We start from the raw sequence: 9429 nt of genomic DNA, 5'->3' as shown, positions 1-9429 counted from the left end.
GGCCACAGGCGGCGGGACGGCCCAAGGGGTCCCCCGTGCTGTTGGCCGTGGCGGCCGTGGCGGCCCTGGTGTTGGGCGGGGGGGGGTATCTCATGCTGTCGGGAACCAGGGGGCCGGAGCCCATCTCCACGCCCCTCACCGTCAAGGACTCCCCGGCGCGCCCGGAGGCTTCCGCTCCGGAGGCCCAGCCCCCCGGGGCGACTCCCGCCGCGCGGCAGGTTCAGGAACCCTCCGGGCAGCCCCCGGCCGCGCCCGAGAGCCAGACCGCCGCGGAATCTGTTCCGGCGGCCGCCCCTGACAGGCAGCCCGCCCCTGTCGCCCCGGCCGCGCCGGGCACGGACAAGTCGGCCGTTCCGGCGGGGGCCTCGCCTCCGGCCGCCCAGGTCCCCGCCCCCGAGGCGGCCCCCGCGCCCGTCGCGGAGAAGGGCGGCAAGTCCGGGGAGCAGGCCCAGACCGCGCGCTCCGTCTATGTGCAGTCCAGGGGGGTGCGCCTGCGGGAGGCCCCGGAGTCCACGGCCAGGACGCTGGCGACGTTGGAGATCAACGCCCGGATTTCGGCCTTCGAGACCCGGGACGGCTGGGTGCGCGTGACCACGCCCCAGGGGCAGGCGGGCTACGTCCAGGCGGCCCAGGTGGCCGAGACGCAGGCCCAGGCCGCAGTCCCGGAGAAGCCCGCCGCGAAGAAACCAGCCCAGGGAGGTGACGCGGGATGGCGCATCATCAAGTAGTGCCGGTGAAGGCGGTCCTGTTGGCCCTGCTCGTGTGCCTGGCGCCAGCGTGCGTGCGCAAGCCCCCCGCCGTGGAGCCGCCCCCGCCGACGCGTCCAGAGCCAGGCCCCAAGCTGCTCCTGGAGCACGAGGCCCTCTCCAGGGAACTGGGCTGCGACGCCCAGACCCTGCCGTTGCTCGTGCTGGAGGCCAACGCGCTCAAGCCCGAGCGCGTGGAGCCAGGGGGCGAGGTGCACCACCGCCTGGTCTACGCCTACTGCCCCGCCCCCAAGGCCGCGCCCGAGACGGGCACGCTCACCCGCAAGCTCACGCTCAAGGGGCGCGTGGTGTTCGTGGACCAGACCCGGGACTTCACGCTCACTCCGGGCCGCACGGCCGTGGACGCCTTCTTCCTGGTGCCCGCCGCCGCCGCGCCGGGAACCTACCTGCTGGAGGTGGACTACCGCTCCGGCGCCAAAGGGGGCGGGCGCCATCCCGCCTTCTCGGCCAAGGAGGCGCTCCTGATCGGCGTGGATCCCTGAGCGCGGCCCGCGCTCAGGGCCGGGCGATGGCCGCCGCCATCTGGGCGATCTCGTCCTCGGGGTAGCCTTCGTCGCGCAGGAGCTTCACGAAGCGGTTGAGGGCCTGGCGCGCCTGGAGGGCCGAATCCCGGCCGTGCAGGCGGTAGAGCAGGCCCCAGAGCACGTCGCTCAGGGGGTCGGAGGCCAGGGCCTTTTCCGCCAGTTCCAGGGCCTGGCGCGTGCGCCCCGCGTCGGCCAGCTGCCCTCCCCACACCAGCGCCATGCGGGTCAGGGTCTTGCCCAGGGCGTCCCGGAAGGCCCGGGTGCGGTCCTCCCCCGTCACGCCTGGCGCGAAGTCGCCTTTCCAGAGGGCTTCGGCCCTGGCGAAGGCGTTGCCGGACTGCCAGTGCTCCCGCAGCCTGGCGTGCTCCAGGCCCTGCGCCACGGCCTCCTGGAACTCCAGGGCGTCCACCCGGCAGTGTTCCAGCCAGACGATCCCCTTGTCCCGGTTGAGGTAGCGCTGCACGTCCAAGCCCGGCAGCGCTCCCGCGAAGGTCTTGCGCAGGCGCGAGACCATGGTGTCGAACTTGATCCGCGCCGCTCCCGGGGAACTGTCGGGCCAGAAGTGCAGTTGGGCCACGTCCTGGGACATGCTCAGCTCCGGCGAGGCCAGAAGCAGGCAGAGCAGCTCCCGCTGGGCGGGCGTGAGGTCCTGGGCCTCCAGCACGGTCCTGCCCGAAGCCCGGACGGCGAAGCCGCCCAGGGTCTGGAAGTTGAGCAGGGGCAGGGTGTAGCCGTCCTCCAGGATCGCCTCGTCGAGCTGTCTGGCCGCCAGGGCGCGGGCGTAGCCAGCGTGGATGCCCCGGCGCACGGCCAGGCCCAGCACGCGCCTGGCCGCCCGGGGCGTCCAGCCCCAGAAGTGCCGGTAGGCGTTGGCGCGCAGGAGACCGAGCGCGGCCGCCGCGTCGTCGGCAGCGCCCTCCTCGTCGCCCGTTTCCAGGCGGACGAAGCTCCGGTGCAGAAGCCCCCCGGACTCCAGGTAGGCCGTGGGCATGGCGCGCGCCTCCACGACGCCCTGGTCCAGGCGCGCCAGGGCCTCGGCGTGGCGTCCGCAGAGGCCCAGGGTCAGGCCGGTGAGGATGTGGTTGAGCGAGGCGAAGTAGAGACCCCCAGCCCTTCGGCGCAGGCGCGTGGCCTCGTCGGACGCGTCCAGGGCCGCGGCGAGGCGTCCCTGCAGGGCCAGGGCCACCCCCTGGAGCTGGAGGACCTGGCTGGCCAGGTGCGGGCTGAGCGGGGCCTGTCCGGCCAGGGCGGACAGGTGGAGGGCCTCCTCGGCCTGTCCCCTGGTGATGGCCGTGTCCATCTCCCAGATCAGGCAGAACGGCCCAGCGATGGACTGCGAGACCATGTCCGCGCCGTAATCGGCCACGAGCAGGGCTTTCTGCCGGAAATAGTTGTCGAAATCCCCGTCGTGGAACAGGAAGTTGACGAGCATCATCCGGATGGCCAGGCAGTTGAACGTGCCCACCTCCGGGCGGCGCACCATGGCCGCCGCCCGCTCCAGCCAGGGTCTGGAAAGGCTCAGGCGGCCCGCGAAGATCTCGATGTAGCCCCGCACCAGGAGGAGCGCCGCCTCGCAGTTCACCAGTCCCTCCGAGCGGGCCAGGGTCAGGGCGCGTTCTGCGTGGCGCGTGGCCGTGTAGGAGTCGGCCAGGAAGATGCAGTGGCCCATGGCCAGGCTGCGCGAGAGCAGGACGAAGGTTGAGGGGTCCAGGGAGTGCGCGTGGCGCTCGAAGAGCTCCTCGGCGCGGCCCAGGTATTCCTCGCCCTCGCGGTAGTGGCCGGTGGTGGTGATGTGGATGGAGATGACGTGGGCCAGGCAGACCAGCTCGCCCGGTTCGTCGCCGCGCGCGCGCAGCTCCCTGAGCGCGCCGTCCAGCAGGGGGAGCGCCCGGGCCGGGGCGAAGTCCAGGTGGGCCAGGGCCAGGCAGAGGGCGCACCAGCCGTGTCGGGCGAGCGCTCCGGGCGGCATCCCGCCCAGGATGTCCGCGAGGGTGGCGGTCTGGTTGGCCGCCAGCATGGCCAGGCCCTGGCGGCGCAGCACGTCCTCCATGGCGGCGTGGTCTCCGGCGGCCAGAAGGTGCCGCAGGGCCTGGGGGGAGTTGCCCTGGGCGGAGAAGTGGCGTCCGGCCTGGAGGTGCACGTCCCGGGCCTCCTCGGGGCTCAGCTCCTCGCGGGCCTTTTCGCGCAGGTATTCCCGGAAGAGGTGGTGGAGCCCGAAGAGGGACCCTTGCGGGTCCAGCCGGCGCACGAAGAGGTTGCGTCGGGCCAGATCGTCCAGTTCCTTTGCCACCCCGGGCCGCCGGGCCACGGCGGCGGCCAGTTCGGCGGGGATCTCCTCCAGGAGCGAGAGGGCCATGAGCGGGCGGCGCAAAGCGGGCTCCAGGGGGGCGAAGACCTTGCGCCGGAAATAGTCGCGGATGCCGCCGCCCGGTGAGGCCTCCGGATTGTCGCCCGGCAGCTTCTTGCCCTTGGCCATGCGCAGCCCCAGGAGCAGCGTGCCCATGATCCAGCCGTCGGTGCGCGCGGCGATCCCGCGCACGGCGTCCTGGGAGGGGGTGAGCTCGAAGACGTGGTGGAGCAGGTCGGCGGTCTCGTCCAGGCCAAGGGCCAGATCGCGGTTGCCCAGGTGCACGGCGCTGCGTCCGGCGGGCTGGCCGTTTTCGCCGGGGAAGGGCAGGGGCTCGCGGGAGGAGAGGACGAAGTGCAGTTGGGGCGGGGCGTTGGCGAGCAGGTATTCCAGGATGAAAAGGCTCGTGGGGTGGCCGCTCAGGTGGTGGAGGTCGTCGAAGACCAGGTAGATGTCGCCGTTGAGGCAGCTCTGGAGGGCCTGGAGCAGGGGGGCGATGCGCCGGGGCAGGTCTGCGGAGGCCATGCCGCCGCTGCCCGGGCCGCCCGGCCCGGTGTCGGGGCAGGCGGGCAGGCTGCGCGCCAGGCAGGCCTGGACGGAGGCCAGGAACACGGCGGGGTCGCGGTCTTCGGGGTCCACCTGGAACCAGACGGCGTCCGTGTCGAGCCGGTCGAGAATCTGGCGGATGATGGAGGATTTGCCCTGCCCGGCCTGGGCCTCCACCACGATGTCGGGGCGGCGCGTGCCGATGCGGCGCAAGATATCCTCGACGACCCGTTCCCGGGAGAAGAACCGGGGCGCGTCGACCTGGGGAGGGTAAAACTTGTCGGCGCGGACCTGCAAGCCGGACTCCTCACGCGGTGGCGTGCCGATGCTTGTCCTGCATACGGATAACTGCCTGAAAGATCAAATGCTCTTTTGCTTCCGGGCGGCTGCCGGGTGGGAGCCGGGAAGAGCTTCAGGGCAGGGGGCGCGGGCGATGCGCCATGCTAACATGCTGAAAGAGTACATCCTATGCGGAAATGCGTCCCGGTTGGCGCAATAGGTTCAGTGGTAAGGAAAATGTCAGGGGGGGCTGTTAAAGACAGGCATGAAGGCCGGGATCCGATCCTTCATCCTGTCCCCGGCATGGTCGCTCCGGGAGAGGCCTGGGGCCGGAGGGACATGGGCCTTTCCGGAGGGCGGGAAGGTCCGCAGCCGAGACGGGGAAAAGCAGGACGTGCCATGCGACAGACGCCGGCGACTCGAAACCCTCGCCTCCCGGGGCGCGCAGCGCGAGAGCGCCGCACGCGTTCCGCCGTCCCGCTCCCGGGCCACCGGTCCGGGTTCGTCGGCCCGGAGGCCGGAGCCGTGGCGGTGGAATACGCCTTCTGCATGCTCCTCGCGGCGGCCATCCTCCTGGGCGTCGAGTCCGGGATCTTCAGGCCAATGGCGGTGGAGATCTTCAAGGAGTTCATGAGCTTCATCGCGAAACCGTATCCCTAGGACAGCCAACCCACGGAGTTCGATACCATGCCGAAACCCCTGGAAATCCTTGCGTTCCTGCATTGCCGCGCCCACAACGTGATCCACGACGTGAAGAAACGCTTCAAGGACGAGCAGGGCGCGTCCACGGTGGAATACACGCTGCTCATCGCCGTGATCGTCATCGGCATCATCGCGGCGGCCACCTACATGTTCGACCCCCTGAAGGAGTTCTTCCAGGACGTGGTGAAGAAGGTGAAGGAAACCGCAGGGCTGGACAAGAAGAAATAGCATGGGCGGCTTTGTGGCCAGCTTCGCGCGCTCCCCGGGAGCGCGCGCGCGCACAGCGGAAGACCCGGCCGGGGAGCGCGGCGCGGCCACGGTGGAGTTCGCCTTCGCCCTGATGTTCCTCCTGTTCCTCTTCGTGGCCTACGTGCAGATCACGGAGATCTTCCTGGCCCACGGCCGCCTGCGCTACGCCACGTCCGTCGCGGCGCGCGCCCACTCGGTGGGCGGGGCGGCCGCGCGGGCCGCCTCGGCCGTGGACGAGGGCTACACGCTCTCCATCAGTTCCTCGGGCCGCTCCGACGTGGTGAAGCTCGAAAAGCGCCTGGACCTGCCCCGGGACGTGGGCAAGCTCTTCGGCGAGACGAACGGCTTCGCCATCTCCCACTCGGTGAAGATCTACCGCGAACCCTCCCACTTCGGGGACAACAAGGGGCGCTGATGGAAGCGCGCGCCGTGAAAGAACTGGCCGCCGGGCAGGGCGGCTCCATCACGGTGATGACGGCTCTTCTGATGCCCACGCTGGTGCTCATGATCTTCCTGGTGGTGGACATCGGGCAACTGGTGTTCGAGAAGGTCCGCCTCCAGAACGTGGCGGACGCCTGCGCCTATTCGGCCGCCACCGTGCAGGCGGCCGGGCTCAACGAGATCGCGGACCTGAACCTCTCGGCCGAGTTGGAGCTTGCGAAGCTTCTGGCCATCCTGGCCAGGACCTTCTCCACGCCCTTCAAGGACGTCTCCGACGGCCAGAGCACCGTGCGCTTCTACCAGAAGGTGTTCGACAACATCCGCAGCTATCAGGACGACGCCAACAAGGATTACGCCAGGAAAGCCCTGGACGTGGCCAGGAGGGTGAAGAAGACCAACCTGGACGACAAGGGGATCAAGGGCGTCTCCCTGCGCTCGCTCAACCCCAAGAGCAAGGAAGGGTCCCCCGGCAAGCTCATGGAGTACCGCCGGGAGAGCCTGCCGGTGGTCTACCTCTTCTGGCTGCCCGTGCCCTGCTTCCCTTTCCCGTGCATGCGCCAGGCCACCGCCTGGCAGGACATGCTGGCCGGGGACGCGCGCTACGAAGGCCGCCACGACGGAACCCTGCCGGCCACCCTGAACAGCGTGGGCCAGGCCCCGGGCATGGGCACGGTGCGCTACAAGATCGTGAAACGCTCCTCGCCCACGACCTATTCGGCCTTCGAGTTGTCCCACGCCCCCCACGACCTGGTGCTGGCCCCTTCCGTGTTCGGGCGCACGGAAACGCTCAAGGCCTACGCGGCGGCCATGCCGACCACGGGTCAGGTGGAGTGGGGCGTCCCCCTCTACCGGGCCGTCATGGTGCGCCTGAACGCCCTGAATCCCAAGCCCAAGGCCGACAACCTGGGGAAGGTGCTCCATTGAGCCCGCGCGTCCGTCAAGGCATGCGCAGGCCGCGAGGACCCGTTGCGAGCGGGGTCGGCGCGCCGGGGGGCCGCAGTCCGCGCGCGGGAGCCGGGCGTCGCGCCGCCGCGCGCCGGGACCCGTACCGGGAGGAGGGAGCGGCCATGATCGAGGCCGCCTTCATGCTCTTCTTCCTCTCCTTCGTGCTCATGTTCCTGCTTTACGGCCAGGCCCTCTACGAAACCATGACCCGCACCCTGGAAGACCTGCGCGCCCAGTGGCGCGAACGCTCCGCCCTGGCCGAGTACGGCTCCTTCAAGGAGGTGGAGGTGCGCCGCACCGCGATCATGGAGGTTTCCGGAGTCATCGCGGAAAAGCTCGACGCCAACCCCGTGCGCGTGCCCCTGGAGCTTTCGGGCTACGCGGGTTCCTACGCGGGGGTGCTCAGGAACAAGTTCGCCAGGCACGGCAAGTCCGACCGAACCATCAAAGAGTAGGCCATGACGCGATCCAAACTGATCCTCATCTCCCTGGGAACGGCGCTCTTCGCGCTGATGCTGGTGTTCTCCTACGTGCACAAGAAGGAGAAGGAGCTTCTGGCCCTGGCCACCCCCGTGAAGGTCCTGGTGGCCGCCAAGGACATCCCCGAGGGCCAGGTGCTGGACGACTCCATGCTGGAAACCGTGGAGCTGCCCAAGCAGTACCTCCAGCCCGGGGCCCTGCGCGAAGCCTCCGAGGCCCTGGACCGCGTGGCCGACGTGCCCGTGCTCAAGGGCACCCAGGTGCTCGATTCCATGCTGCGCGCCCCCCGCGAGGAGAGCGTGGCCCGGCGCGTGCCCCCGGACAAGCGGGCCTTCAGCCTGGCGGTGAACGACGTGTCGGCCGTGGCCGGACTCATCGCCCCGGGCGACCAGGTGGACGTGCTCGTCACGGCCAACACGGGCTCGGTGCAGCAGGGGCGCGCCGTGGCCGAGGGCACCATCACGCGGGTGCTCCTGCAGAACGTGCTGGTGCTGGCGGTGAACCAGCACTCCAGCGCCCGCACGGCCCCGCGCGCCGCCGCGCGCCAGAAGGCCGAGGGCAGCGTGGTGGGGGCCGCGCCCCAGCAGGGCCAGGGCGGGGGGAGCATCCGCACGCTCACCCTGGCGCTCACGCTGGAGGAAACCCAGCGCGCGGCCCTGGCCCAGGAGATCGGCTCGCTCTGCGTGGCCCTGCGCAGCAGCTGGCAGAAGGGCGAGGCGGCGGGCCAGCCGCCCAACGTCACGGCCCAGACGGTGCTGGGCACCGACAAGGCCGTGGTGCCCCGCAGCCGGCCGGCCTGGACCGAGTACCGGGGCGCCGAGGAATTCCAGCTCCAGTAGCGCTACGAACCCAAACCTCCACCAGAAGGGAATACGGGTCATGAAACACGTTTTGCTCGCGCGGCTTCGCATCGGGTCCGTCGTTTTCGCCCTCCTCGCCTGCCTGGCCTCCCAGGCGTCGGCCCAGGCTCCGCCGCCGGGCCAGGGCCAGGCGCAGCCCCCGGAGGCGAGCCAGCCCAAACCCCAGGTGCAGGACGTGACCTCCCTGGAGATCGTCAACGGCCAGAGCACCGTGCTGCGCCTGGACTTCGCCGTGGACAAGGTGGCCGTGGGCGATCCCGAGGTGCTGGGCGTTGCCCGCACCGGCGACCGGGAGATGCTGGTGAACGCCAGGAAGCCCGGGCTCACCAACATCCTGGTGCTGGGCGCTTCGGGCGAGCGCAAGGAGTATTCGGTGCGGGTCTTCTCCGGGGCCACGGCCGAGAGCATGGCCGCCCTCAAGGACATGCTCTCGGGCTACGAGGGCCTGCGCGTGCGCCAGCTGGGGCCGCGCATCGTGGTGGAGGGCGAGGTGTTCAGCTCCGACCATTACGACCGCGTGAACAAGCTCCTGGCGGGCATGCCCGAGGTGATCAACCAGGCGGGCCTGAGCCCCGTGATGAAGCGCATCGTCAGCGAGCAGATCACCAAGGAGATCGACCGCCCAGGCGTGAAGGTCCGGGCCGTCAAGGATTCCTTCGTGCTCGACGGCCTCGTGACCACCACCGAGGAGAGCGAGCGCGCCCAGAAGATCGCCCTCATCTACGGCAAGAACGTGGTCAACGCGCTCAGGGTCTCCAGCGACGCGCCCCAGGTGTACACCCAGCCGCGCATGATCGAGGTGACCATGAACATCATGGAGGTCTCCAAGTCGGCCCTGCGCGACCTGGGCATCCACTGGAACCCCCTGGGCTCCAGCTCCGAGGCCTCGGGCTCCCAGACCACCGACAAGGGCTGGTTCTCCTCGCTCTCGGGCACCATCACGGACCTCTTCCCCAAGATGCGCCGCCTCCAGGACGAGGGGCGCGGCCGCTCGCTCATGAACCAGGCCGTCATCACCAAGCAGGGCGGACAGGCCAAGTTCTTCGCGGGCACCGAGATCCCCATCTCCGTGGCCCAGAGCCTGGGCACCATGAGCGTGGAATACAAGAAGGTGGGCATGACGCTCCAGGTGTCGCCCCTCATCGACCAGGCCCGCAACATCGACACCTCCATCCATGTGGAGTCCAGCGCGGTGACGGGCACGGAGATGGGGATCTCGGTGCCCGCGAAGAACTCATCGGGGGCAAATAGGGCGCGGCCGCGCCAGGGGCTCACGTGAGCGCGCGGGC

10 protein-coding genes are annotated in these 9429 nt (G+C 70.2%); 9 read left to right on the top strand and 1 reads right to left on the bottom strand.

Going from position 1 to position 9429, the window contains the following annotated elements; all coding sequences use genetic code 11:
• Positions 1-728, top strand: a 728-nt coding sequence (locus tag ACV4UX_RS15000; RefSeq protein WP_491594089.1) for an SH3 domain-containing protein, incomplete at its 5' end; no start/stop codon positions are given.
• 53 nt (positions 729-781) lie between these two features.
• A complete protein-coding gene (locus ACV4UX_RS14995) occupies positions 782-1249 on the top strand; it encodes a hypothetical protein (RefSeq protein ID WP_491594088.1) in 468 nt (155 codons plus the stop codon).
• A 13-nt stretch (positions 1250-1262) separates the two neighbouring features.
• On the opposite strand, the gene ACV4UX_RS14990 is transcribed toward ACV4UX_RS14995, so the two are convergent.
• Positions 1263-4481 carry an ATP-binding protein gene (locus ACV4UX_RS14990; RefSeq protein WP_491594087.1) on the bottom strand — a complete coding sequence of 1073 codons (3219 nt, stop codon included), beginning with the start codon at positions 4479-4481 and terminating at the stop codon, positions 1263-1265.
• A 507-nt stretch (positions 4482-4988) separates the two neighbouring features.
• On the opposite strand from ACV4UX_RS14990, the gene ACV4UX_RS14985 reads away from it, so the two are divergent.
• The 7 genes from ACV4UX_RS14985 to ACV4UX_RS14955 all read left to right on the top strand — a co-directional run bounded on the left by ACV4UX_RS14985 (position 4989) and on the right by ACV4UX_RS14955 (position 9419).
• A complete protein-coding gene (locus ACV4UX_RS14985; RefSeq protein ID WP_491594086.1) occupies positions 4989-5123 on the top strand; it encodes a hypothetical protein in 135 nt (44 codons plus the stop codon).
• Positions 5124-5150: 27 nt separating this feature from the next.
• Positions 5151-5393, top strand: coding sequence for a Flp family type IVb pilin (locus ACV4UX_RS14980; RefSeq protein WP_491594085.1), 243 nt, complete (start codon positions 5151-5153; stop codon positions 5391-5393).
• A 1-nt stretch (position 5394) separates the two neighbouring features.
• Positions 5395-5829 (top strand): TadE/TadG family type IV pilus assembly protein, encoded by a 435-nt coding sequence (locus tag ACV4UX_RS14975; RefSeq protein ID WP_491594084.1) that lies wholly within the window; start codon positions 5395-5397, stop codon positions 5827-5829.
• Positions 5829-6779 (top strand): TadE/TadG family type IV pilus assembly protein, encoded by a 951-nt coding sequence (locus ACV4UX_RS14970; RefSeq protein WP_491594083.1) that lies wholly within the window; start codon positions 5829-5831, stop codon positions 6777-6779. Before ACV4UX_RS14975 ends, ACV4UX_RS14970 begins: the two co-directional genes overlap by 1 nt.
• 143 nt (positions 6780-6922) lie before the next feature.
• Positions 6923-7255, top strand: coding sequence for a hypothetical protein (locus tag ACV4UX_RS14965; RefSeq protein WP_491594082.1), 333 nt, complete (start codon positions 6923-6925; stop codon positions 7253-7255).
• A gap of 3 nt (positions 7256-7258) precedes the next feature.
• A complete protein-coding gene (cpaB, locus tag ACV4UX_RS14960; protein WP_491594081.1) occupies positions 7259-8119 on the top strand; it encodes a Flp pilus assembly protein CpaB in 861 nt (286 codons plus the stop codon).
• Positions 8120-8159: 40 nt separating this feature from the next.
• Complete coding sequence (locus ACV4UX_RS14955) at positions 8160-9419, top strand: pilus assembly protein N-terminal domain-containing protein (protein ID WP_491594080.1); 1260 nt, start codon at positions 8160-8162, stop codon at positions 9417-9419.
• Positions 9420-9429: the final 10 nt, after the last annotated feature.

The organism is Fundidesulfovibrio sp. (assembly GCF_058402725.1).
Note: the sequence above shows the minus strand (reverse complement) of the source record. Positions and strands in the feature narration are given on the sequence as shown.

What these genes read in the sequence shown, in the direction of transcription:
- ACV4UX_RS14955 (WP_491594080.1), top strand. Translation starts at nt 8,160, where the DNA reads ATGAAACACGTTTTGCTCGCGCGGCTTCGCATCGGGTCCGTCGTTTTC.
- ACV4UX_RS14970 (WP_491594083.1), top strand. Translation starts at nt 5,829, where the DNA reads ATGGAAGCGCGCGCCGTGAAAGAACTGGCCGCCGGGCAGGGCGGCTCC.
- ACV4UX_RS14980 (WP_491594085.1), top strand. Translation starts at nt 5,151, where the DNA reads ATGCCGAAACCCCTGGAAATCCTTGCGTTCCTGCATTGCCGCGCCCAC.
- ACV4UX_RS14965 (WP_491594082.1), top strand. Translation starts at nt 6,923, where the DNA reads ATGATCGAGGCCGCCTTCATGCTCTTCTTCCTCTCCTTCGTGCTCATG.
- cpaB (WP_491594081.1), top strand. Translation starts at nt 7,259, where the DNA reads ATGACGCGATCCAAACTGATCCTCATCTCCCTGGGAACGGCGCTCTTC.
- ACV4UX_RS14975 (WP_491594084.1), top strand. Translation starts at nt 5,395, where the DNA reads ATGGGCGGCTTTGTGGCCAGCTTCGCGCGCTCCCCGGGAGCGCGCGCG.